At 27.4% G+C, this 25620-nt stretch carries 22 protein-coding genes and 1 other annotated feature; of the genes, 1 reads left to right on the top strand and 21 read right to left on the bottom strand.

What is annotated here, in order from left to right:
- Positions 1 to 206 precede the first annotated feature (206 nt).
- The 20 genes from H9660_RS12125 to H9660_RS12215 form a co-directional block, all read right to left on the bottom strand.
- A complete protein-coding gene (locus H9660_RS12125; RefSeq protein WP_191750643.1) occupies positions 207 to 800 on the bottom strand; it encodes a protein kinase in 594 nt (197 codons plus the stop codon).
- Positions 801 to 878: 78 nt separating this feature from the next.
- The gene (locus tag H9660_RS12130; protein WP_191750644.1) at positions 879 to 1706 is read right to left on the bottom strand and encodes a cysteine ABC transporter substrate-binding protein; all 828 of its coding nucleotides are present in this window, start codon (positions 1704 to 1706) and stop codon (positions 879 to 881) included.
- A gap of 28 nt (positions 1707 to 1734) precedes the next feature.
- Positions 1735 to 2481, bottom strand: coding sequence for an amino acid ABC transporter ATP-binding protein (locus H9660_RS12135; protein ID WP_191750645.1), 747 nt, complete (start codon positions 2479 to 2481; stop codon positions 1735 to 1737).
- 12 nt (positions 2482 to 2493) lie between these two features.
- Entirely contained in the window at positions 2494 to 3168 is a 675-nt protein-coding gene (locus tag H9660_RS12140; protein WP_191750646.1) for an amino acid ABC transporter permease, read from the bottom strand.
- Positions 3149 to 3814, bottom strand: a complete 666-nt coding sequence (locus H9660_RS12145; RefSeq protein WP_191750647.1) for an amino acid ABC transporter permease — start codon at positions 3812 to 3814, stop codon at positions 3149 to 3151. The genes H9660_RS12140 and H9660_RS12145 overlap by 20 nt, the downstream gene beginning before the upstream one ends.
- A 44-nt stretch (positions 3815 to 3858) precedes the next feature.
- Positions 3859 to 4070: a binding site (T-box leader), on the bottom strand.
- 157 nt (positions 4071 to 4227) lie between these two features.
- On the bottom strand, positions 4228 to 5094 hold the full coding sequence (locus H9660_RS12150) for a DegV family protein (protein ID WP_191750648.1): 867 nt from the start codon (positions 5092 to 5094) through the stop codon (positions 4228 to 4230).
- A gap of 164 nt (positions 5095 to 5258) precedes the next feature.
- On the bottom strand, positions 5259 to 6785 hold the full coding sequence (gene gpmI, locus H9660_RS12155; protein WP_191750649.1) for a 2,3-bisphosphoglycerate-independent phosphoglycerate mutase: 1527 nt from the start codon (positions 6783 to 6785) through the stop codon (positions 5259 to 5261).
- 411 nt (positions 6786 to 7196) lie between these two features.
- Entirely contained in the window at positions 7197 to 7943 is a 747-nt protein-coding gene (tpiA, locus tag H9660_RS12160; protein WP_191750650.1) for a triose-phosphate isomerase, read from the bottom strand.
- A 245-nt stretch (positions 7944 to 8188) separates the two neighbouring features.
- Positions 8189 to 9367 (bottom strand): phosphoglycerate kinase, encoded by a 1179-nt coding sequence (locus H9660_RS12165; protein ID WP_191750651.1) that lies wholly within the window; start codon positions 9365 to 9367, stop codon positions 8189 to 8191.
- A 161-nt stretch (positions 9368 to 9528) separates the two neighbouring features.
- Entirely contained in the window at positions 9529 to 10527 is a 999-nt protein-coding gene (gene gap / locus H9660_RS12170) for a type I glyceraldehyde-3-phosphate dehydrogenase (RefSeq protein WP_191750652.1), read from the bottom strand.
- A 46-nt stretch (positions 10528 to 10573) separates the two neighbouring features.
- Complete coding sequence (locus tag H9660_RS12175; RefSeq protein ID WP_191750653.1) at positions 10574 to 11617, bottom strand: sugar-binding domain-containing protein; 1044 nt, start codon at positions 11615 to 11617, stop codon at positions 10574 to 10576.
- Between the two features lie 206 nt (positions 11618 to 11823).
- On the bottom strand, positions 11824 to 13206 hold the full coding sequence (gene rpoN, locus H9660_RS12180; RefSeq protein WP_191750654.1) for an RNA polymerase factor sigma-54: 1383 nt from the start codon (positions 13204 to 13206) through the stop codon (positions 11824 to 11826).
- A 228-nt stretch (positions 13207 to 13434) separates the two neighbouring features.
- Positions 13435 to 14271, bottom strand: a complete 837-nt coding sequence (locus tag H9660_RS12185) for a DegV family protein (RefSeq protein ID WP_191750655.1) — start codon at positions 14269 to 14271, stop codon at positions 13435 to 13437.
- A 15-nt stretch (positions 14272 to 14286) separates the two neighbouring features.
- A complete protein-coding gene (gene trmL / locus H9660_RS12190) occupies positions 14287 to 14748 on the bottom strand; it encodes a tRNA (uridine(34)/cytosine(34)/5-carboxymethylaminomethyluridine(34)-2'-O)-methyltransferase TrmL (protein ID WP_191750656.1) in 462 nt (153 codons plus the stop codon).
- 235 nt (positions 14749 to 14983) lie between these two features.
- Positions 14984 to 15199, bottom strand: a complete 216-nt coding sequence (locus tag H9660_RS16680) for a spore photoproduct lyase family protein (protein WP_423739008.1) — start codon at positions 15197 to 15199, stop codon at positions 14984 to 14986.
- A gap of 151 nt (positions 15200 to 15350) precedes the next feature.
- Entirely contained in the window at positions 15351 to 16187 is an 837-nt protein-coding gene (locus H9660_RS12195; RefSeq protein WP_191750657.1) for a Cof-type HAD-IIB family hydrolase, read from the bottom strand.
- Positions 16188 to 16416: 229 nt separating this feature from the next.
- Entirely contained in the window at positions 16417 to 17898 is a 1482-nt protein-coding gene (locus tag H9660_RS12200; protein WP_341479596.1) for a VanW family protein, read from the bottom strand.
- 186 nt (positions 17899 to 18084) lie between these two features.
- Positions 18085 to 19026: a glycoside hydrolase family 25 protein gene (locus H9660_RS12205; RefSeq protein WP_191750659.1), complete on the bottom strand. Its 942-nt coding sequence runs from the start codon at positions 19024 to 19026 to the stop codon at positions 18085 to 18087.
- A 67-nt stretch (positions 19027 to 19093) separates the two neighbouring features.
- Positions 19094 to 20650: a sensor histidine kinase gene (locus H9660_RS12210; RefSeq protein ID WP_191750660.1), complete on the bottom strand. Its 1557-nt coding sequence runs from the start codon at positions 20648 to 20650 to the stop codon at positions 19094 to 19096.
- The gene (locus H9660_RS12215) at positions 20640 to 21368 is read right to left on the bottom strand and encodes a response regulator transcription factor (RefSeq protein ID WP_191750663.1); all 729 of its coding nucleotides are present in this window, start codon (positions 21366 to 21368) and stop codon (positions 20640 to 20642) included. Before H9660_RS12215 ends, H9660_RS12210 begins: the two co-directional genes overlap by 11 nt.
- A 327-nt stretch (positions 21369 to 21695) precedes the next feature.
- Here H9660_RS12215 and H9660_RS12220 point away from each other — a divergent pair, with 327 nt between their 5' ends.
- Entirely contained in the window at positions 21696 to 22727 is a 1032-nt protein-coding gene (locus H9660_RS12220; protein ID WP_191750661.1) for an IS1/IS1595 family N-terminal zinc-binding domain-containing protein, read from the top strand.
- A gap of 433 nt (positions 22728 to 23160) precedes the next feature.
- Here H9660_RS12220 and H9660_RS12225 read toward each other — a convergent pair.
- The coding region (locus tag H9660_RS12225; RefSeq protein WP_191750662.1) for a M56 family metallopeptidase at positions 23161 to 25620 on the bottom strand (2460 nt) is incomplete at its 5' end.

The following is a 25620-nucleotide window of genomic DNA, read 5'->3' on the forward strand; positions in this document are numbered from 1 at the left end:
ATATTAACCAATATGTACTTATAATAAATTTATTACTAAAAAAATTCTAACTTTTTCTCTAAAGTTTTTAGTATATGCACTAATCTTTTCAACAAAAAAAGATTAAATTAAAAATAAACTAATTTAATCTTTTTTATTTAATATATAATTTTATAAAATTACCTAATAATATTAAAAAGTAATATAACTCAATGTTTTTTCTAAATTCATTCTTGAATTTCTCTATTTTGCAAATATTGATTATATCTTCTTTCCCACTCTCTTGCAGTTTTCTTATCTATCAATCTAAGATCTTCTAAAAAGCTTTCTAATACTCCAACCTTCTCTAATCCCTTCATAAGATGCCTTGGATAATTTACTTTTCTTTTATAACACTGCTTTGGATCAATAACCATAATCTTATTATCAGTAGTTATATAAATATCTCTACATCTTGCATCAAGTTTTGTAAATTTTAACTTTTTAAATTCCTCTATTAAATTATAAATTTCTTCTGAAATTTCATAATTAAATCCTTTTTTCTTAATATAATGGTCTAATCTTCTCCCATAAACCATATCTCTTACAATATAGAACTTCCCCAAATTATATACTTTAGGAAAATATTTAGATTTACTTACTTTTTTAAGAATTTCCCCTTCTTCTTTACAACACTTTGCTTCTTGAAAGATTTTTATTGCTTTATTGTCCGGAAGTCCATAAACTATTCCATTATGTCCTTCTCCAAGAAAGACCGCCTCTTTAAAAAGCTCTTCAGTTTCAGAATCAAAATCTGCTGAATAAGAATACGTCCTAGGCATATTACTCTCCTCAAAAATACTATTATTATATATTATTATTTATTAAGTTTTTTTATAACAATATTTTATATTTAAATATTAATTAAATATTACTGATTCTGGTTTTACAGTATCTCCATAAGCTGGAGCTAAAGTCTTTTCAAATGCTTCTTTAAAGAAACCTTCTTTAATTAAACTATCTATTTCATTATTTAACCATTCTAGTAATTCTGTATCTCCTTTTTTAACAGCTGGAGCTATTGCATCTTCATCTCCTAAGCTTGATATAAATGTTGTATATCCTGGGTTTTCTTTTGCCCATGCAAATAATAATGTATTATCATGAGCTAAAGCATCTCCTCTTCCATCTGTTAATGCTGCAAAAGTTTCTGTGTTTTGTTCAAATTTAACTAATTCAATTTCTGGATAATTTTTTGTAAAATAATTTTCTGCTGTAGTTCCTTTATTAACTAGTAACTTTTTACCCTTTAATTCATCTACTGATTTTATTGGTGAGCCATCAGGAGATACTACACCTAAAGAAACTTTCATATATGGATTTGCAAAATCAACCTTTTCTTTTCTTTCAGGAGTTACTGTAAAATTTGCTAATATTATATCTACTTTATTAGATTGTAAATATTCTACTCTATTAGCTGCTTCAACTAATACAAATTCAACTTTATCTTCATTACCAAGTAAATCTTTTGCTATTCTTTTTGCTAAATATACATCATACCCTTGATTTGCTCCCTTTTCATCTACATAACCAAAAGGTGGCTTATCACTAAATACACCTATTCTAACTTTTCCTTCAGACTTTATATTTTCTATAGATGACTTATTTACAGTTTCCTTTTTTCCACATCCAACTAATACTCCTACAGCTAGTACTACAGTTAACATAATTGATAATAATTTTTTCATAAATTTACACCCTTTCTTTTTTTAATTTTTATTTATATAAATCAAATGAAGCTAAAAAGCTTTTTGCTCTTTCTGTTTTAGGATTACTAAAAAACTCTTTAGGCGATGAAACTTCTAATATTTTTCCATCTTCCATAAAAACTATTTTATCTGCTATATGCTTTGCAAATTCAAGTTCATGAGTAACTATAACCATAGTCATTCCGTTTCTTGCTAATTCTAATAAAACTACTAAAACTTCCCTAACCATTTCTGGATCTAATGCAGCTGTAACCTCATCAAATAGCATTATTTCTGGATTCATACATAAAGCTCTAACTATTGCAATTCTTTGTTTTTGCCCTCCTGATAACTCTCTTGGATAAGCAAATTTTCTATTATATAATCCCACCCTATTTAAGAGTTCATCTGCTTGTTTTTCAATTTCTTCTTTTTTTCTATTTTGTGCCTTAAGAGGTCCAAGCATTATATTATTAATAACATTTAAATGTGGAAATAACTCATAACTTTGAAAGACCATCCCTACTGTTCCCCTTATCTTTTCAAAGGGTATCTCTTTTCCTATTTCACCATATCCTTCAAGATATATACTTCCGTCGGCTATTTCTTCAAGACCATTTAAACATCTTAAAAATGTGCTTTTTCCACAACCTGATGGTCCAAGTATAACTGCAACTTCTCCTTTTTTAACTTCTAGGTTCACCCCCTTCAAAGCTTCAATAGCTCCAAAATTTTTCTTTAAATTACTAACCTTTAGTAATACTTCCTCACTCATAACCTATTCCCCCTAATTTAATTTCTTCTCTAAAGTTTTTGCTCCTAATGAAATAGGGAAGCATATTAAAAAATAAACAATTAGCATAAATCCATATATCCAAAATGGTGTTAATGGTTCTGTTAATATAGATCTTTCAATTATTTGTTGCCCTACCTTAACTAAATCTACAGCTCCTATTAAAGTCATTAATGTAGTAGTTTTTATCATTCTAGTTGTTAAGTTTATAATTCCTGGTAAAACTCTTCTTATGCTTATTGGAATTATTATATATCTATAGGTTTTAACTTTATTTAAGGATAAAGCTTGTGCTGATTCATAATATATTTTAGGAATAGAAGTTATAGCACCTCTTACTAAATCTCCAATTTCTGCTGTTCCCCAAAGAGTAAATACTATATATCCAACTAAAACTGAATCTATATGAATATTAAATACTGTTGGAATTCCAAAATAAAAAATAAACAGCCAAACCATTAATGGTATTATTCTAATACTTTCAAGATATAAAAAAGAAATAACTTTAATATATTTTTTCTTACTAGTCATAATTATTCCAAAACCAATACCTAAAATAGTTGATAAAATTACTGATACTACTGCTATATTTAATGTAACTCCAAGCCCTTCCATAAGTCTTTTTAAATTATCTATATTAAATATTTGATTATTTACCAAACTCCCCATGCCTTAACCTCCTTTCTATAATCCTGCTAATAATTGAAATTGGAAGTAAAATTATAAGATAGAAGAAAACAACTAAAAGCAAGGCTTCATTAGTTTTATAGTACATGCCTATTACATCCTTAGTAACAAACATAAGCTCAGCTACTGCAATAGATGCAATTATAGACGTTTCCTTAACTAAAAATATACAATTTGCAACTATAGCTGGAATAGATATAGAAAAACTAATTGGTAAAACTATATTAGTTAATATTTGCATTTTACTAAGTCCTAGCGCCTGTCCACTTTCTATTTGAGCCTTTGAAACTGCCTCTATTCCACCTCTAAAGGATTCAGCCATATATGCTCCACCTAAAAATGATAATCCAATAACTCCACAAGAAAATCCACTTAATTTTATTCCAAACTTAGTTAATCCATAGTAAAGAAAAAATACCTGAATTAAAAGAGGTGTATTTCTTGAAAATTCTATATAAATTTTAGATATTACATTTAAAATTTTTAAATTAAAATATCTAGCTGCTTCTATTAAAATACCTATTATCACAGAAAAAATAATCGATATAATTGCAAGCTTTAAAGTCATAATAGTTCCTTGAATAAATATTGGTATAATTTCAGATATAAATTTAAAATCTATCTCCATTTACATTCCTCCCATAAAACATAAAAAAACTTCGCCTCTTAAAAATAAGAGACGAAGAAAGCTCCGCGGTTCCACTCTAATTGAATATAATTCCATCTTATTATGCTATAAACGGCATTCCGTTAAGATACTACTACTATTTCACATCTTATACTCCGAAGTGCACTTCATATATATTATAATTAAGGGCTCTCAGCTATACCCCTATTCTCTGTAAATTTAAAAATATATTACTCTCCTTCATCACAGTATTATTCCTACTATTCCGATATGTTTATTTAAATTGTACTTTTATTGGTTATTTTTGTCAATAGTTTTTTTGTTTTTTCTTTTAATTTAATATATGTGCAAGGTTATAATTTGACAATAAAAAAGAAATCTAAAATTACTTAGATTTCTTTTTCTATGTCTTATTATCTTTCTTTTCCTATAAATACTATTGCTATAGTTCCTGGCCCTCCATGAGTTCCTATAACTGCTCCTATAGAAGTAATAACTATATCTTTAACTTTATACTCATCCATTATCATTGTTTTTACTTGTAACGCATCCTCAATACAATCTGCATTACATATAAAAATAGTTTGCTCTTCTATATTATCTCCATTTATCCCAAGTTGATTAACTAAATATTTTAATGCTTTTTTTCTTCCTTTAAACTTCTCTGATGCTACTGCTCTTCCTTCATCATCAATTTTTAAAGTAGGCTTTATTCCAAGTAATCCTCCTACGGCTGCTACAGCCCCAGAAATACGCCCTCCTCTTTTTAAATGATTTAAATCATCAACAGTTATAGCATGAATAACTTTTCTTTTAATAGATTCTAAATAGTTTACTATTTCATCTAAAGATACATTATTCTTTAACATTTCTACTGCTTTATATATTAAAACACCTTCTCCTGCTGATACACACAATGAATCTATAATGTGTATAATTGCCTCTGGATACTCCTCTAATATCATTTCTCTGGCTGTTGTTGCACTACTTACTGTTCCACTTAATGCAGAAGATATACCTATATAAAGTATAGCATCACCTTTTTCTACATACTTTTTAAAGATATCATAAAAAGTTCCAACATTAACTTGTGTAGTAGATGGCATTGCTCCTTCTTTAACAGCTTTATAAAAATCCTTATGACTTATAGTTTGTCCTAAATCATCTGGTATAAATTCTCCATTTAAATTAACCATTAGAGATACTAAAGCAATATTATTTTCTTTTATATAATCTATAGATAAATCACAAGCTGAGTCAGTAATTAGCTTTATATTCATATATTCAACTCCTAATAATTTTTATTACTGATATTATATGATGTTTTTATTTAACAGTCAAATGATTTGAATTACAAACTATTGTTTCAGATTTTGGTAATTCACTATAAATAAATGAAATTATAAAAGGACACTTACTATAAAGTAGTGTCCTTTTAATATTATTATTTATCTTCTATTAAACATTCTCCAGTCATTTCAGCTGGTGCTTTAAGTCCCATTTCATTTAACATTGTTGGTGCTATATCTGCTAGCTTACCTTCTTTTAATGTTCTTCCTTCAGTATTGTTTGCTACCCATAGGAATGGAACTGGGTCTGTTGTGTGAGCTGTAAATGGATTTCCTGTTGAGAAATCTATCATTATTTCTGCATTACCGTGGTCAGCAGTTATGAATAATGTACCATCTTTTTCTAATATCTTATCAGCCACTCTTCCTAAGCATTCATCAACAGTTTCTATTGCTTTAACAGCAGCTTCCATTACACCTGTATGACCAACCATATCTGGGTTAGCATAGTTTAGTATAATCATATCATATTTATCTGAATCAATTCTCTTAATTAATTCATCTGTAACTTCATATGCGCTCATTTCTGGTTTTAAATCATAAGTTGCAACTTTTGGAGATGATACTAATGCTCTATCTTCTCCTGCATATTCTTTTTCTACTCCACCATTGAAGAAGAAAGTAACGTGAGCATATTTTTCAGTTTCTGCAATTCTTAATTGATTTAATCCTTTATTTGAAACATATTCACCTAAAGTATTGTTTATAGCTTCTGGTCTATATGCAACATGAACTCCTTCTAAAGTTTTGTCATATTGAGTCATTGTTACAAATGTTAAGTTTAATCTTTCTCTATTAAATCCTGCAAATTCCTTATCATTTATAGCTCTAGTTATTTCTCTAGCTCTATCTGGTCTAAAGTTGAAGAATATTACAGAGTCTCCATTTTTAATCATACCATCTTTATCTATAACAGCTGGTAAAACAAATTCATCTGTTTTATTATCGTTGTATGATTTTTCCATAGCTTCAACAGCTGATGTTGCAACTTCGCCTTTTCCAAGTACCATTGCATTATAAGCAAGTTCAACTCTTTCCCATCTGTTATCTCTATCCATAGCATAATATCTACCAGATAAAGTAGCTATTTTACCTACTCCGATTTCTTCCATATACTTTTCAAGATCAATAACAAAATCTTTTCCTGATGATGGAGCAACGTCTCTTCCATCCATAAATCCATGAACATATACCTTTGTTAATCCAGATTCTTTAGCTAAGTTTAATAATCCTTTTAAGTGATCTATATGAGAGTGAACTCCACCATCTGATAATAATCCCATTAAGTGAAGTGCTGCATTATTTTCTTTTGCATTTTTGATAGCTAAAGTTAATGCTTCATTTTTAAAGAATCCACCTTCTTCTATTTCCTTAGTTATTCTAGTTAATTCTTGATATATAATTCTTCCAGCACCAATATTTAAGTGTCCTACTTCTGAATTACCCATTTGACCATCTGGTAATCCTACGAATAATCCACTTGCTTGTAATTGAGTGTGTGGGTATTGTGTCATTAATCTATTAAAATTAGGTTTGCTTGCTGCTTCAACAGCATTTCCTTCTGACTTTGGAGCTATTCCAAATCCATCTAATATCATTAGCATTACAGGTTTCTTCGCCATAATTCCCTCCAAAAATTTCTAATCTATATTTGAAATCATATTGACAATAATACTTTAATATAATATTATCTTTCTTTAATTTCACTTATATTATACTATATTTCGTTCTTATTAACAATAAAAGCACCTATATAGTAAACCTTTGCATAAAAATATTTTTTAATAATAATTATTAGATAATAAAAAAGAGATAAATATTGTATTCCTTACTCCGTCGCATGCGCTCCAAGTCGCCGTCATACAATGTTTATCTCTTCGCAAACTGAAGGAAGGAAATTATAAAAACTTTACCTCTTACACTACGAATTTTGCTACTCTCATGAAGTTATCTACATGTTTGATTTTATTATAATTTCATAAATAATAAAAAAGACTGTATAATAATTATATTACTATACAGCCTTTTACTAATTAAAAGTTAACTATTTGTGAGAAATCAGCTGGAACTAAGCTAGCACCACCAACTAAAGCACCATCTATGTCAGACATAGCCATTTGGTCCTTAATTGTATTTGGTTTAACAGATCCACCGTATTGAATTCTTACTTTATCAGCAACTTCTTTTCCAAACATTTCAGCAACAACTTCTCTTATAGCCATTATTGTTTCATTTGCTTGTTCATTAGTTGCAGTTTTACCTGTTCCTATAGCCCAGATTGGTTCGTAAGCTATAACAACTTTTTCAGCTAATTCTTTTGATAATCCTTCTAAATCAGCCTTAATTTGAGCTCCAACAACTTCATTAGTTGTTCCATTTTCTCTTTGCTCTAAAGTTTCTCCACAGCAAAGAATTGGAGTTAAATTGTGAGCAAATGCAGCCTTAACCTTTTTGTTTAAAGCTTCATCTGTTTCATTGAAGTATTCTCTTCTTTCACTATGTCCTAATACAACATAGCTAACTCCCATAGCTTCTAACATTCCAGGAGCAACTTCTCCAGTGAAAGCACCCTTTTCTTCAAAGTGCATGTTTTGAGCAGCTACTTTAATGTTTGATCCTTCTACTGCCTTTAATACAGCATCTAAACAAACAAAAGTAGGACATACTACTACGTCACATGTAGCATTAGCTACTAATGGTTTTAATTCTTCTATAACTTTTACAGCTTCAGCTGGAGTATAATGCATTTTCCAGTTTCCTGCTATTATTGGTTTTCTCATTAAAAATCACCTCTTATTTAAATTAAGAATGAAGAATTAAGAATGAATAATTAATGAAATTATTCAACAAAGTTGAATAATAAATTAATTTATTTCATAACTCCACCTAAGTGGAGTTATTTCCCTAATTCTACATTTTACATTATTCATTTTACATTCAATAAATAAAACTTGTTTATTGAAACTCCTTCTCACATTCGTTTCGAATGAGTAAGTTCGCTTTACTAAATCAAAGATTTAGAAGCTTACTTATTGTTTAGTGCTTCTATTCCTGGTAAAGCCTTACCTTCTAAGAATTCTAGAGAAGCTCCACCACCTGTTGAGATGTGAGTCATCTTATCTCCGAATCCTAAGATATTAACAGCTGCAGCTGAGTCTCCTCCACCGATAACTGTTGTAGCATCTGCATCAGCCATAGCTTTAGCAACTGCAATTGTTCCCTTATTGAAGTTTTCGAATTCGAATACTCCCATTGGTCCGTTCCATATAACTGTTTTAGCATCTTTAATTGCATCTGCATATAAAGTTTCAGTCTTAGGTCCGATATCTAATCCCATGCTTCCTGCTGGAATATTTTGATCTTCTGTGATTACTGGTTCTACATCCTTGAATTCTGTAGCAACTCTGTGGTCAACTGGTAATAAGAATTTAACTCCCTTTGCAGCTGCCTTTTCAATCATTTCTTTAGCGTAGTCTAATCTATCAGCTTCTACTAAAGATGATCCTACTTCGTATCCTTGAGCTTTTAAGAATGTGTAAGCCATTCCTCCACCGATGATTAATGTATCAACTTTTTCTAATAAGTTGTTGATAACAGCTATTTTATCTGAAACCTTAGCTCCACCTAATATAGCAACGAATGGTCTAACTGGATTGTTTACAGCTTCACCTAAGAACTTTAATTCTTTTTGAATTAAGTATCCACATACAGCTGTATCTAAGTAATCAGTAACTCCAACTGTTGAACAGTGTGCTCTGTGAGCTGTACCAAATGCATCATTTACAAATATATCAGCTAAAGACGCTAATTCTTTTGAGAAATCTTCAACATTCTTAGTTTCTTCTTTTCTGCATCTTGTGTTTTCTAATAAAACAACATCTCCATCTTTCATAGCTTCAACAGCAGCTCTAGCATTTGCTCCTACAACTTCTTCATCTCTTGCAAATACTACTTCTTTGTTTAGCATTTCGCTTAATCTCTTAGCAACTGGAGCTAATGACTTAGATGCATCTTTTCCTAAGTGTGAGCAAAGGATAACTTTAGCACCATTTTCTATTAAGTAATTGATTGTTGGTAATGCACCATTTAATCTATTTTCATCAGTTATAACTCCATCCTTTAGTGGAACATTGAAGTCACATCTTACTAAAACCTTTTTACCTTTAACATCTATATCTTCTATAGTTTTCTTATTAAAGCTCATTGATTTCACCTCTTAAAATTATTTTTTTCTCTTATAAATTTTATAAGAGATAGGAACTTTCTTAAATCTAATTAATTTAAAATTGGCCTGGCCTCATAGATTTTCTATAAAACCAGACCAAAATTTAAAGTTATATTTTAAGTATTCACTTAACTATTTTATTATCTAGTTACGAAGTACTTTAAAGTTCTTATTAATTGGTTAGTGTATGACATTTCGTTGTCGTACCAAGCAGCAACTTTAACTAATTGCTCTTCTCCAACTGTCATAACCTTAGTTTGAGTTGCATCGAATAATGAACCGAAAGTGATTCCGATAACGTCTGATGAAACTATTTCATCTTCAGTGTAACCGAATGATTCATTAGCAGCAGCTTTCATAGCAGCGTTGATTTCTTCAACAGTTACTTTCTTATCTAAAGTTACAACTAATTCAGTTAATGAACCAGTAACAACTGGAACTCTTTGAGCACCACCATCTAATTTTCCTTTTAATTCTGGAATAACTAAACCAATTGCTTTAGCAGCTCCAGTTGAGTTTGGAACGATGTTAGCAGCAGCAGCTCTACCTCTTCTTAAGTCACCTTTTCCGTGAGGACCATCTAATGTATTTTGATCGTTAGTGTAAGCGTGGATTGTAGTCATGAATCCTTTTTGAACACCAAACTTATCGTTTAATACTTTAGCCATTGGAGCTAAGCAGTTTGTAGTACATGAAGCACCTGAAATAACTGTTTCGCTACCGTCTAATATATCATTATTTACGTTGTAAACAACAGTCTTAATGTCACCAGTTGCAGGAGCTGAAATAACAACTTTCTTAGCACCAGCTTCTAAGTGTAAACCAGCTTTTTCTTGTGAAGTGAAGAATCCAGTACACTCTAAAACTACGTCAACGTTTAATTCTTTCCATGGTAAGTCTTGAGGATTTCTTTCAGCTGTAACTTTGATTTCTTTTCCGTTAACTACGAAAGCTCCTTCTTTAACTTCGATTTCTCCGTTGAATCTTCCTTGTGAAGAATCATATTTGAATAAGTGAGCTAAAGTCTTAGCATCTGTTAAGTCGTTGATTGCTACCACATTGAATTCTGGGTTTTCAATCATTAATCTTAATGCTAATCTTCCTATTCTTCCAAAACCATTAATTGCTACATTTACCATTTGCAATTACCTCCTAAAAATAGTTATATTTAAAATTTTAAAAATTTTAAGCTTGTTTAGTATGTTCCTTAATAAACTCCATTATTCTTCGTCCAGCTGCTTCGTCAGTTACTAATACTGCATTAACATTATTTTTCATTGTTGCAATAATAGCATCTACTTTATTTTCTCCAGCTGCGACAGCAATATGTGTGTTAATTTTTCTTGCTTCATTAATATTTATTCCAATTGAAGTATTTTCTGATACTACTTTTGAATCTTTATTAAAATAACATCCAAAAGCTTCTCCAACTGCTCCAAGGGATTTTAATTTATCATATTCTTCCTCTGAAACATCTCTTTTTTCAGCCATAACTAGCGCATCTCCAATACCATAAATCAAAATATCTGCTTTATGAATATTATCAATAACTTCTTTTATTTCCTTTTCTTTTAACAAAGTATCTAAAAGATTTAAGCTAAGGTTTTCTGGAATATGAAGCAATTTATAAGAACCATGTAATTTTTGTGCTAAAGATGCTGCTAATGTACTAGCTTGAATTTCAACTTTTCTTCCCATACCACCTCTTGCTGGTACTACAAGAATATTTGAAAGACTATTCATCTTTGGCATAGACTCTACAAACTCTTTAATAGTATTTCCACCTGTTATAGCTATTATGTTATTATCTTCTATAATAGATTTTAAATAATGAGCTGTAGCTTTTCCAATTTCTTTTAATATTATTTGATTTTTTTCAACATCTCCTGGAACAATTATCACATCTTTTAACCCAAGGAAGGATCTTATGTTTTCTTCAATGTCAGATAAACCTTTGATTTCATGAATAAAATCTTTAAGTTTATTAACAATTTCTTTCCCCTCCTCAGTTACTGTCATCCCTGGAGTATTGATTTCAATTAAATTTTGAGATTTTAAAAAGTTTATTTCTGTTCTAACTATTCTTTCTCCAAGATCTAATTGATTTGCTAAAACACGTCTTCCAATAGGTTGATTGTAATATATAGTCCTAAGAATACTATATCTCTTTTCCAGGACTTCTACAAGTTCAGGAACTATTTTTTTCTGTAAAGATAATATTTCCTGCACATTCCAACCCTCCTCTTTGGTCTAAAAAGGTCCCACATATTATATATATGTCCCACATTTAATATTATAAAACACTTCTATAGATTTTAAAAGACTTTATTTAAACTTTTCCAAAACTTTTTACAAAATTTAAGCGTTTTGAGTTTAAATAGGAAAGTTATTATAAAGTCATATTATATATTTAACTTTCCTATTTTAAATAAATTTTATTCTATTCTTTTTCTTTTACTTGAAGATTTTATTCCAATTTCTTCTCTATATTTTGCAACTGTTCTTCTTGATATATTTAAGTTTTTTTCATTTAAATAATCACATATAGCTTGATCAGATAGAGGTTTCTTTTTATCTTCTTCATCTATTAAATCTTTTATTTTTTTCTTAATATTAACTACAGCTACATCTTCACCATGGCCTTCTGTTTTACTAAGACCTGTTGTAAATAAATCTTTTATTTTTATGGTTCCAAATCTAGTTAAAATATATTTATCCTTAATGGCTCTACTTACTGTTGATTCATGAATCCCTAACATTTCAGCCATTTCTTTTAATGTCATTGGTCTTAAATATTTTTGTCCATTATCAAAGTATTCTTTTTGATTTTCTACTACTTTTTCTAAAATTCTAAGTAAAGTACTTTTTCTTTGCTCTATACTTTTTATTAAAAACATTGCACTATTTAAACGTTCTTTTACATAATTTTCTGTATTTTTATCATCTTTGTTATTTAATATATTTTTATATAAATTATTTATTGATAATCTAGGTATTACACCTTCATTCATAATAACAAAGTATTGACCATCTATTTTTCTAATAGCTGCATCAGGAATTATAAATTTAACTTCATCCCCAGTAAAAAATCCTCTGGATGGCTTAGGTTCAAGTTTCTTTATTATATCCCCTAAATCCTGTGCTTCTTTTGGAGTTATCTTTAGATTTTTAGCTATTACACTATATTTATTATCTGCAATTAAGTCTAAATACTCATCTATTATTATTTCTAAGTTTTCGTCGAGCATACCCTTCTTTAATAATTGAATTTTTAAACATTCTTTTAAGTCTCTAGCTCCAATTCCATCTGGATCTAAATCTTGAAGTACTTCCAAGGCTTCTTGTCCTAATTCTAAAGATATATTTAATTCCTTGCATATATCCTCTAATGGCATGTCCAAGTATCCTCGTCCATCTATATTTTCTATCATATAAGAAACTATAGCCTTTATATAATCGTCTTCATCAGCTTCAATTAGTTGTTCTTGCAAAAACTCAGTAAGAGACTCTTTTTCGGAAATAAAGTTAAAAGGAGACACATCATCATCCTTATTATATTCTCCATAACTTTGAGATCCATAATTATCAAATTCTAAATATTTAATCATTTCCTTATAATCTATTTTATCTTCATATTTCTTTTCTTCTTGAACAAAGTCAAAGTTACCTTCAAGTATTGGATTTTCTAAAAACTCATTTTCTATATACTCTCTTAAATCATAAGTTGACATTTGCAAAAGTTTTATAGATAGCTGCATTTGTTGGGTCATTACCAGTCTTTGTTCTTGTGTAAGATTCAAATTAAAATCTAGTTTCATAAAATAACACCTTCATTCAATAAATACCACTTTTATTTTTATTATTAGTAATAACTTTCCTTATTACTAGTATAAACAATAAGTAAACGTTATAGCAAGTCCGTAACCAATATTTCTTTAATAATTTAGTTTAATTTCCAAATATTATCTCTTTATTACTTTATTTTTAGTATAAAAATAAAATTAGTTAAGAAACTATCAATAAGTTCCTTAACTAATTCTTTAATTTTACTTATTTAAGAAAAATAATCCACATGCTCCAAGGCCAGAATGAATTCCCACTGCACATCCTGGAGTAGTTTCTATATACTTTATATTATTTTCATCTAAATATTTTTTTAGTTCACCCTTAATTTCTGGGCTTTCTATTTCTATTAACATAACTGGTTCATTTTTATCTACATTTGAGTTTTCATATTCAGAAATTATTTTTTTAATAACCTTTTTATTTCCTCTTACTTTATCCTTAGCCACCATCATTCCATTTTCAAAACCAACTATAACTCTAAGGCCTAAAGCTGTTCCTATAACTCCTGCTGTTTTAGATATTCTTCCACCTCTAACTAGGTTTTCTAAAGATTCAAAACATAATGAAGCATTCATCTTAGGTATCATTTTTTCTATTTCTGATTTTATTTCTTCCGGAGCTAACCCCTTATCTCTAAGTTCACAAGCTTTTAACACAAAAAATCCTTGTGCAGATGTTATAACTTGACTATCTATTATAATTATATCATCTGATTCAACCATTTCCTTTGCAATGCATGCTGAATTATACGTTCCACTCATATTAGATGACATAAGTACAGCCACTACTTTATCTCCTTCAGCTAAAGCCTTTCTAAAATACTCTTCAAATCTATTTGGAGTTATTTGAGCAGTAGTAGGTAGAACACCGTCTTTATTAATTTTGTCTAACATTGCTTTTAAGTTTATTTCATCTCTATCTATATAACTTTCATCTCCAAAGTTAATTAGAACTGGTAAAATATCAATATTATTCTTTTGAATTAATTCTTCTGGAATATCTAAACAACTGTCTGTTAATATTCTTATTTTTTCCATTATTATTCCCCCTAATTATTTCATTTCAGGAAAACCAATTTGTCTTAATGCCTCATATGCTACAATTGCTACTGTATTTGAAAGATTTAAGCTTCTTGTACTAGTCTTTATCATTGGTATTCTTATTCCCTCATGAGCTTTATGCACATCTTCTGGAACTCCTGAAGTTTCTCTTCCAAACATTATAAAGTCTCCTTCTTTAAATGAAACTTCATCATAATGTTCTCCTCCATGAGTTGTTGCTAAAAATATTTTTTCATTTCCATATTTGTTCATGAAATCTTCATAACTCTCATGAATTTCTAATTTAAGTTCACTCCAATAATCTAATCCAGCTCTTTTTACTTGCTTATCATCTATCTTAAAGCCCATTGGTTTAATTAAATGTAACTTTGAATTAGTTAAAACACAAGTTCTTGCAATGTTACCTGTATTTTGCGGTATTTCTGGTTGATATAGTACTATATTTAAATTCATTTTTTACCTCCAACAAAAAAGTAAGATGTACCTATCTTACTTATTTATTACCATATTAAAAATAATACTATATGAAAACTTATTAGTCAAAGTCATTTATAATTTATTAACAGAATATTTTCTTAAACTATATATAAAATACTATCTTCACCAAAATCTTTTTTAATCTATCAGAAAAAAATTCTTTTATTTCTTTCATATCATCATCTTTGTATATATATTTACCATATCCAAACTAACCATATTTAAATTTTCTATCTTCTTTCATTGGTAATGTAGAATCTTTATAAATAGTTAAAATATTATTTTTAGCTCTTTCTGTAAATCTATGAGTTATTACTTCAAAAGTAATTTTCTCTCCTTCAAAATCATTCTTAACTTTATCTAATAATTTGTTATAGTCATTTTTCCATCCATCATAAATAAATACAGGCGCAATTAAAAATCCTATATCATATCCATCAGGTTTCCCTTAACTCCAACTACTAAAGTTCTTTTCCTAATTCAAAATTTAAAGCTTTTTCTTCAAATACTACTTTTTGTGGTATAAACATAATATCACCTCTTAATTATTATGCTTATAACTTTATTTATAAATACTTCTATATATTAAAAATTTTCTTTATAGCCTTTGCAACACCATCTTCTCTATTCGTAGCAGTAATATAATCTGCTAAATCTTTAACCTCTTTTATCGCATTTCCCATAGCAACACCAAATCCTGCATATTCAATCATAGATATGTCATTTTCATTATCACCAATGCATACTATTTCTTCTCTTTTAAATCCATAATAATCAGCTAATGCTTTAACAGCTTTTCCTTTTGATACACCTTTGTTGTTAATCTCTAGACTTCTAGAGCCTGCTCCAAAATAAACCACATCTTTTAAATTATCTAAATCCCTTTTCAAATCTTTTATCTTCTGTGGATATAGCGAAAATGCAATACATTTAGTTATTTTTCCATTAGTTTCTTCAAAAAACTTTTTCCACTCATTAAAATTTTTAATTACATAATATTTTACTTTTAATTCATCATATCCTACTTGCTTAGTCATATACATTTTAGTTAGATTTTTTGTTAGTGGATTTCCACAATATATTCCATCAGTAGTATAAAAATGAAAATAAAATTTATTTTTTAATAATATTTCAAGAAGTTTTATACACTGTTCAGTTTTTATAGGATTTTCATATATAATTTTATTTGTATGCTTTTCTCTAACAATTGCTCCATTAGCTGCTATAACAGGCGATTCAACTCCTAAAAGATGAGAATAATAAGCTGCATTATTATATATTCTCCCTGTTGTAACTACTATTTCTATACCTTTTTCATGAACTTTTTTTATCGCTTCCTTATTTTCTTTAGATATCTTTTTTCCCCTTCCCAATAAGGTTCCATCCATATCTATACAAATCATTTTGTAAGACATAAAAAACTCCTTTTCAATCTTATTTATATTAATAATACCATTAGCCTATCTATTCCTCAACAAGGTCAATATTAAATTAAAATAAAAAAAGGTGTTAAAGTATCATAGCAAGGTTCCGTCGCAAGCTACAAGTCACCTTTCTATGATATTTTAACACTTCAAAACTAAAGGAAAAAATTATAAAAGAGGTTGCTTTAATCAACCTCAAATTTAATATTGTATTAACTTTTTACTCTGTAGGCTTATTTTCTTCTTCACTACTTGGTTTTTTATCTTCATCAACATTATTTTGTTGATTTTCTTGATTTTGATTTTCTTCCTTTTTAGGTTCTTCTTTTTTAGGTTCTTCTTTTTTCTTAGTACCTTTCTTTATAACAGTATTAGTTGTTAAATAAACATCTGTAGCTATAAATTCTCTATCAACTTCAACTCCATTTTCATAAGTAACAAGATAAGAACTTGCTTTATATCCTGGCATTCCATAACTAACAACTTTTTCCGTTCCTTCTTCCATAGTTGGATCATCTTCATATTTAACTTCTGGATTATATTTTTCATGAACTTCATTTACAAGATTATATGTTTTGTTACCCATAGCCTCAACATTTCCATATATAGAAAAACTAACAACTCCTCCGCTAACATATCCTTGGATATATATTGGGAAATCATAAGTATTAACAAATTTATAATCTACATATGGATTTGCTACAGTTGCATCTAATCCTGGTTCAGAATATGAAACAGTTAATGAGTGATTCATTCTTTCTGTAGATCTAATATTTGCACTCATAACTGCTCTGTATAAAGTAGTTGATACTTGACAAATACCTCCACCATAATCAGGAACTATTTCATTTCCAACGTAAGTATTAGCCTTTTCATATCCTTTTTCCGGAGTTGTATCTCCTATTAAAGCATTATAACTAAACTCCTCTCCTGGCATAACTATAGTTCCATTAATTACCCCAGCAGCTATCTCCATATTTTTAACTCTTCCATCACCAGTATTAGAATAATTACTACTATAACTACTTATTTTCCCTGTTATTTTATTTAAATCTTCAGCTTTTATCTTCGCATCTTGTTCTTTTAATTCTAAAGTTATTTCAACTTCATGATTTGGATCTCCATTAATATTTTCTATTAATTTATTATGAAGTTCTTCTTTATCTATAGATTTGCCTGATTCTTCTGGAATAACTGATATATTCCCTGAATCAATTGAAATAGATGCATTCTTACCTTCGATACTAACCTCTTGTACAACCCTATCTTCAAAATTAATTAGTGCCTCTTCATCATATATTATGTCAGCATCTATACTTATTTCTTTCTTTCCATTAATTAAAGAATTTTTAGCAAATACACCTTTATCTTTACCATAAGCTAATGCTTCTTCAGCTATTTTTTCTATGTTATAAGTAGGATTTAATGACTCATAATTTAACTCTAATTCTTTATCTCCTACTATTACTTTTAGCTTCTTGTCCATAATTACTTTTGGTAAATCTTCTTTTAATATATTTATTGCTTCTTCTTTACTCAATCCACCAATATTTATACCATAAACATTAATTTCCGGATAAATTTTATCATTCCAAGTTGCAACTTTTTTATTTATTGAAAAAACATAACTTATTATTCCTAATGCAACAATTAAAATTAAAATTCCACCTGAAACTAAAGTTTTTTTACTTATTTTTTCCACAAGCCCCACTCCTTCCTAATTAAGTTTATTATTTAATATATCCATACTATTATATTATATTTTCATATGAAATTTAATAAAAATATCTTAATATTATTTAAATATTTTTATTAAATTTTACAATAAAAATAGATGAAAATTCTACTTTTATAAATACTTTAATAGAATTTTCATCTTTCTTTTTAATTATACAACTACTTTACTTCTAACTTGTGATGTTTCTCCATCATAGTCAAAAGCTTCAATTGATACAGTAATTGGAACATTTGTTTTTACTGGTAATTCCGAAAGTCTAATATCAAAACTAGTATCATCCTTATCAACAGTTCCAATCCAATATCCATTAACAAATAAATTATAACCTAAAAGGTCTGTATCTGTATTTTTACTCCAAGTTATCTTTAACATACCATTTGATTTAACTGCTTTTAAGTTCTTAACTTGCCTTGGTTGCATTAATAAATCCACACTATCTGGTCCCCAATTAGCATCAACCGGATTTCCTACGCCCCTAACTGTTTCACCTTCACTATATTGCCATATTCTCCATCTAGTCCAACCTCCTAAATCAGGTGGATAAGGTGGATTTACTGGAATATTGCTATAAAGAGCAATCCATAAAGGCATAGATTTTAAAGGCTGTGTTCCATTAGGTAATTTAAAATCATTATACAGTTCAATAAAAAACGCACCTGTATATATCATAAGTTTTCTTCTAGTTTTCTTTTCAAAACATTTTCTAAATCTTTCAACCCAATCTATTAGAGCTTTTGTACTTATTTTATTATCAATAGGAGTTTCTACATCTACTACTGGAAATAAATCTCCATAATTATTTTTGCCAAAGCCTTCTTGTAGTATGTTTATGAAGTCATTACATTGAGAATCAGCTGTATTTAAATCATATGAAGGCACAGCAAAGTGATAAGCTCCAACTGGTATTCCATAGTTTCTTGCAGACTTTGCAAACTCTAAGAACTTTTTATCAACTCTAAATCTCCCTGAACCAGATCCAGAAGATCTTAAATACAAAAAGTCTACAGTGCTAGCTAATGTTTGAAAGTTAACATTTTGAGTATATTCATTTATGTCTATTCCAAAAGTACTATTAGGATTTCTATTTTGCATTTTTCCTCCAAGAAAAATAATCTCTATATCAGTTTATTATTTATCTTCTTAAAGGTTACTTTAATATTTAATTAATACACTTTAGCTTTATAAAAAAGCTTATATCATTTCCTACACATTCAGCCCAAATTTTACCCTTATGTAATTCAATTATATTTTTTGATATAGCAAGACCTAAACCACTTCCTTTAGTATTTGAATTTCTAGCTTCGTCAAGCCTATAAAACCTATCAAATAATCTATCAATCTTTTCTTTTGGTATACTTTCACCCTTATTTTTTATAGATATACTTACGTAACCACCACTTTCATAAGTAGACACAATTACTTTTCCCGGTTTAAAAGAATATTTTATAGCATTAGAAAATAAATTTTCAAAAACTCTTACCATTTTTCCTGCATCTATATCTACTATAGATTTTTCATCAACAAACTTTTTAACTATCTCTATATTATTTTCTTCAAATATAGGGATATATTCTTCAATAATTTGGGATAAAAATTCAACTATATTTATCTTGTTTTGCTCTAAAAGAACTCCTCTATTATTTAGTTTAGTATATTCAAACAAATCTTCTATAAGTTCTTTAAGTTGATTTGACTTATTAAAAGCTATATTTAAATACTCCTTCATTACTACTTCATTTTCATACTTTCCATCTTTAATTAATCCTATGTATCCCATAACTGATGTTAATGGAGTTCTTAGATCATGAGAAACATTTGTAATTAACTCACTTTTTGTTTTTTCTGATCTTCTTTCCGCTTCAATCCTATTTTCAATTTCAGCAGCCATGTTATTAATATTTTCTGCTAAGTTCTTTATTTCGTCCTTTCCCTTCTCCTCAACTCTATAAGATAAATCTCCACTAGAAATTATTCTAACTCCAGATGCAATTTCTTCAATATACTTCATTTTTTTGTTAGTAACTATAATAAATATAGAAATAAATATAATTACAGATAAAACTAAGGCTAAAAATGAATTTGTATCAGTATAATACTCATAGGATAAATATGGAGTTGGAGTTTGATAATAAATAAGATAAGCTCTATCTCCTCCTATTTTAACCGGATAGATAACTACCCTTTCTGCTCCTTCATCTTGAATATTATTACTTCTATCTAATATATTATAAATATCTAATTTATCCTTAGCATCTCCATTAACTTTATAAAGTATATTTCCATCTAAATCCGTTAAATAAATTTTAGCTTTACCATCATTATAATTATTTAATATTTCATTAATAGCTATTTCATCTTCTAAGCCATTTACTTCATATCCATATCCACCACTTAAATTTTGAGCTATAGAATATGCATTAGATTGAATTTGAGCTGAATCATATTCAATTCTAGTAATTGTTCTATCTTTAACTAACATATTATTAGCAAACCCATAAAATAAAAATGAAGCTAAAAAACAAATTGCAAAAACAACCATAAGTTCAAATCTTATACTTTTTTCAATTCTTCTATATATCCATTCTAAAAAGCTTCTAATTTTTATTCCTAATTTAGAGTTATAGAACTTATATATAATTCTCAAAATTAAATTTTTCAATATTTGAATCAATCCAATTTTTTCTTTCTTTTGATTTTTATTCTTTCTACCTATCAATTTTATAGCCTACCCCCCATACGGTTTTTATATATTTAGGCTTTCTTGGATCATCCTCTATCTTTTCTCTAACTTTTCTTATATGAACCATAACTGTATTATCTGATTGCATAAATTCTTGTTTCCATACACTATTATATATATTTTCTATGCTAAACACCTTTCCTCTGTTTTCTCCAAGTAAAGTTAATATATCAAATTCAGTTGGAGTAAGCTTTATTTCTATTCCATCTTTAAAAACCTCATGTGTTTCCATATTAATGCTAATCTCATCTATTTCTAATATATTTTCTTTTATTTCTCCAATTTCAGCCTTAGTTACTATGTTATTAAATTTCTTATACCTTCTTAATTGAGATTTTACTCTAGCTACTAATTCTAATGGATTAAATGGCTTTGTTAAATAATCATCAGCTCCTGTATTTAACCCTAAAATTTTATCTATATCCTCGGATTTAGCAGATAACATAATTATAGGCATTTCCCTTTGCTCTCTTATTTTTAGACAAGCTTCTATTCCATTAACTTTTGGCATCATTATATCTAAAATTATTAAATCTATATCATTCTCTTCTAAAATATTTAAAGCCTCTTCACCATTTTCTACTTTTAATGTTTCATATCCCTCCCCCTTTAAATAAATATCTATTAAATCTCTAATTTCTTTTTCATCATCAACTATTAAAATTCTCTCTTTACTCAAAATATTCACTCCCATTCTTTTATAAAATAAGTTTACCATACTCTAAGTTTATATCTATATTCTAGTTATAATATCTTAATAATAAAATTCATAAATTCTTAAAAAAACCTTAAATATTATTTTTATTTATATATAACTATTTATTTAAACTTCTAATTTCAAAAATTATTTTAATACCAATCAATATATTAGTTAGTACTCATACTATATATCTAACATCACTATGCATCTGTTTTAAAAAATTGTTGTTTTTATTTTTTTATATGCTTTTAAGTGAATTCTTTTTGTAATTTATGTCAAAAATTTATATGTATGATAATCTAAACAAGGAGAAATAATTGCATGAGTTATTTATTAGATATTCCTAATTTTAGTGATGATGACATAAAAAATAAATTAATCATTGTAAATAAATATATTAATGAAATAACAACTTCTAGTATTCTTAATAATAGAAAAATAGATACTTGTCCTTATTGTAATGGTGATCACTTTATAAAACATGGCAACTATAGAGGCTTACAAAGGTTTAAGTGTAAAAGTAAAAACTGTAATAAAACCTTCTCCTCAAAAACTAATACTATATTTAGCTATTCAAAAAAATCAGTAGATCTGTGGATGAAATACTTTATATTAATGAATAATGGTAAATCCCTAAGAGAATGCTCTAAAATTCTAAATATAAACTTAGCCACGTCCTTCTTTTGGAGACATAAAATATTAACTACTGAAAATAGAAATAATAATGGTATTCTTAAAAATTATGTTGAAATAAGCAAATTAATTTTTAAGGAAAATTTAAAAGGAAATAAATCTGCTAAATATATTAAAAAAGAAAATATTTTTATTGCTTGTGGAATTGATATCAATAGTACTATAATCTCTAAAGTTATTAGTAGACGTACTATTTCTCTTTCTACTATCAATGAACATTTTGCTAAAAATATAGATAAAACTGCAGTATTATCTACTTATAACGATAGATACTTTGATATTTATGCAAAAAAACAAAATGCTTCAACTCTTCCTCTTTCAAAAGAAATTATATTAAATTTAGTTTCCCAAATACAAACTAATAAACATTCAAATAGAAATTCTATTGAAATTAATAATATAAATGAAAGATTACCTTCTAAAAGTATTTTTATTCATAAGTTTTCTCTTAATATAAGAAATTGGCTATTTAGATTTAAAGGAGTTGCCACAAAATACTTAGAAAACTACTTAAACTGGTATATAATAGATTTTAAAAATAATTATGAAACATTCTTATTAAATCAAGTTTTACTATTTAAAGATTATTTTTCTAAATCCTCTTATATAAAAATAAGTGAATTCTCAGATTATAAGCTATCATTTCAACGCTCTAGTTAGCTTAAAAGTAATTTTCTAATTTTATTATTAAAACTTTGAACTTAAATCATAGATCATATATTTAAAAGCTTTATTTTCATTTAATAAATTTTATATAATTTTAGTTTTCACTTTAAATTTATTTAAATATTTTTCTAAGCAACAACTTTTTAAAACACACCCATATATACTTACTACATACATAAAGTAATTGCATTTGAAATATATTCTATTTATATTTCTTAAAATTTACACTTATAATCTATTATTTTATTATTTATCTTAATATAATATAGATATTAAGATAAATAATAAAATAAAAAACAGACAATATTGATATGAACTAATCCCTATCAATTAACAAGGATCAGTTCATATAATTGTAATTGCCTGTTTCAATTTCTAATTCATAATATATAATTTTATATATTGCTTTACGTCTTAATCTTTTACTTTAGCCTGTATAGCCATTTATAATCCTATATTTATTTTCTCCAATTTTTTCAATATCTATAAAAGTTACTTTGTTTACTATCCAGTTATTTTCTTCTATCTCTCCATTTCCTGCATACCATGGGCTTTTTTCATTTGCTGCTTTTATATCATATGAAATACATACAGTAAAAATATATTTTCCTTCTGATATTAAAGAAACATCATTTATCTTACTTTCTAGTGCAGATATTTCTGGTTCTTTATTTATTCCATTATTTAGATTAAAAAACCAATCAGTACTATGCAGCTTTATATATTCCTCATAAAGTTTTTTTCCTATAACCTCTTTATCTGTTGTATTTATTTCAATTTCAGGATAAACTAATCCACTATCAATATATCCTCCATGTGTTTTAACTACTCTAATAAAATCATTTCTATTTATTTCAGTTACAAAAGTTTTATCTTCTTTACTTGAAATTTTATCTTTCCATTTTATTAATATTTTTTCTCCATCAAAGGCCATAATTTTTTGTAATAAATAAGTATTAATTCTTACTTCACATATATTTTTATTTTGCTTAATAAACGTACTATCAATTAGATGATTTTCTTCACCAATAATCATTTCTATTGGCTCTTGCATTCCTATCCAATGAGCTGGATAAATTAACTTTACATCATTACTAGAAATTCTAAGCTTATCTCTACTTAAACTAACTAAGGGAGCATCTAAAATTGCATTTAACGCATTTTTAATTTCATCATCATCTCCATTGTATAGACATATCATTTTATCTATAAAATAAACCTGTTTAGCATTTCTTAGTTCTTCCATGTTTATTAAAATATAATCTGTAGCGTAAGAAATTTCACTATAATCATCTTCATTAAGTAAAGAAATCTCACTTAAGGCAGCTCTTGAATCATTATATTCATAAATCTTCAACTCTTCATCATTTACTTTTATAGTATATGTTTCTGTTGAATATCCATTATCCTTAGTAGTCAAAGTCTTTTTACTAACTTCTTCAACTTTTAAACCAAAATTTCCACCTAAATATTTTATAAGTTTTATATATGAAAGATCTCCTGATGTTTCTACCCTTAATTCATTTAATATTTTATTTACTTCACTTTCACCTTTTTTATTATATATAGGTGATAACCAATATCCCACTAAAATATCATCATTAAGTAGTCCTATAATTTCTTGAATTCCATCTGTATTATCTATATGAAATGATATTAAATCTACTTTTGTTCCTAGATAAGGATCTAAATTATATCCATTTTCCAAACTTTTATTATATCCTTCATATATTGAAATTGATGAATTCACTTCGTTAGGTAAAGTTATTCTCCCACCCAAACTACTTCCAGAAACAATATTATATCCATCAGATTTTACTTTATTTAAAAATGTTCCGTAACTATTATTGTTGCTATTTTTTTCTTCACTTTTCACTACATAATCTTCTTCATAATTTAAATCATTATATAACTTTTTAATATTTTCAATTGTTTTGCTATCTACGCTATATTGAATCCCATCAATATTTATATTATTTCCTGTAAAATAAATACTGTATTCTTTATCACTTTTTAAGATAATACTAACTTCCCATCCCTTATAAACTTCTTGTTTTTTATTCTTTACTTTTATTGAATTAATGTAATCTACTATTTTTTTTATATCTTCAGTATTATTAATTAATTTTTCTTTAGGAGGTGATGGCATTACCCTTATAGTTACTTCTTTAATATTGGAGCTATCAACTAAATTTAAATTCTCACTCGTTAATTTATTTGTTAATACTACTGCTGATAAAATCACTATAGCTATAATTCCTAAAAGTACAGTTTTATAAGTAAACTTTTTATTTTCTGCAATAAATTTAATTCTATCTTTAAGTCGTTTCTTATTAGTAACCATAGAAGTAGTTCCTGGAACAGTATTTTTTATATTGATTAAGTGAAGAACATTAAGTATTGTATTTCCATATTTAATATTTTCTTTATCCCTTATCTTTGATAAAACCATTTCATCACAAGCTGCTTCACAATCATATGCCATTGTATTTAAACCTATATAAATTATAGGATTAAACCAATGTATAGTTTTAGCAATATACCCTAACCATGATATTAAAACATCTTTTCTTTTATAATGACAAAGTTCATGAAGTATTATATATCTCATTTCCTCATTATTAAGATTATTTACCATATTTAATGGAATTAAAATCTTAGGATTTATTATTCCACATAAACTAGGACTATTAATCTCATTAGTAATTCTAACCTGTATATTTTTATTTACATTTAGAATTTCTCTTTCTACACTATTGTCAACTTTTATATCATAATTTTTATACTCTTTGTATTCTTTGCTTATATTTAACTTTAATTTTAAATATGAAATTAATATTTTAGACGTTATTATAATTACTCCAATAATCCATATAATAAATAAAAT

Origin of the sequence: Clostridium gallinarum (genome assembly GCF_014836325.1) — a bacterium.
Lineage (GTDB): Bacteria > Bacillota > Clostridia > Clostridiales > Clostridiaceae > Clostridium > Clostridium gallinarum.

Coding starts and splice junctions, on each gene's coding strand:
- H9660_RS12215 (WP_191750663.1), bottom strand. CDS start 21,368: ATGGGAGTGAATATTTTGAGTAAAGAGAGAATTTTAATAGTTGATGAT.
- trmL (WP_191750656.1), bottom strand. CDS start 14,748: ATGAATTTAAATATAGTACTATATCAACCAGAAATACCGCAAAATACA.
- H9660_RS12140 (WP_191750646.1), bottom strand. CDS start 3,168: ATGGGGAGTTTGGTAAATAATCAAATATTTAATATAGATAATTTAAAA.
- gap (WP_191750652.1), bottom strand. CDS start 10,527: ATGGTAAATGTAGCAATTAATGGTTTTGGAAGAATAGGAAGATTAGCA.
- gpmI (WP_191750649.1), bottom strand. CDS start 6,785: ATGGCGAAGAAACCTGTAATGCTAATGATATTAGATGGATTTGGAATA.
- H9660_RS12150 (WP_191750648.1), bottom strand. CDS start 5,094: ATGAATATAAAGCTAATTACTGACTCAGCTTGTGATTTATCTATAGAT.
- H9660_RS12165 (WP_191750651.1), bottom strand. CDS start 9,367: ATGAGCTTTAATAAGAAAACTATAGAAGATATAGATGTTAAAGGTAAA.
- H9660_RS12220 (WP_191750661.1), top strand. CDS start 21,696: ATGAGTTATTTATTAGATATTCCTAATTTTAGTGATGATGACATAAAA.
- H9660_RS12130 (WP_191750644.1), bottom strand. CDS start 1,706: ATGAAAAAATTATTATCAATTATGTTAACTGTAGTACTAGCTGTAGGA.
- rpoN (WP_191750654.1), bottom strand. CDS start 13,206: ATGAAACTAGATTTTAATTTGAATCTTACACAAGAACAAAGACTGGTA.
- H9660_RS12135 (WP_191750645.1), bottom strand. CDS start 2,481: ATGAGTGAGGAAGTATTACTAAAGGTTAGTAATTTAAAGAAAAATTTT.
- H9660_RS12195 (WP_191750657.1), bottom strand. CDS start 16,187: ATGTCTTACAAAATGATTTGTATAGATATGGATGGAACCTTATTGGGA.
- tpiA (WP_191750650.1), bottom strand. CDS start 7,943: ATGAGAAAACCAATAATAGCAGGAAACTGGAAAATGCATTATACTCCA.
- H9660_RS12185 (WP_191750655.1), bottom strand. CDS start 14,271: ATGGAAAAAATAAGAATATTAACAGACAGTTGTTTAGATATTCCAGAA.
- H9660_RS12205 (WP_191750659.1), bottom strand. CDS start 19,026: ATGCAAAATAGAAATCCTAATAGTACTTTTGGAATAGACATAAATGAA.
- H9660_RS12145 (WP_191750647.1), bottom strand. CDS start 3,814: ATGGAGATAGATTTTAAATTTATATCTGAAATTATACCAATATTTATT.
- H9660_RS12125 (WP_191750643.1), bottom strand. CDS start 800: ATGCCTAGGACGTATTCTTATTCAGCAGATTTTGATTCTGAAACTGAA.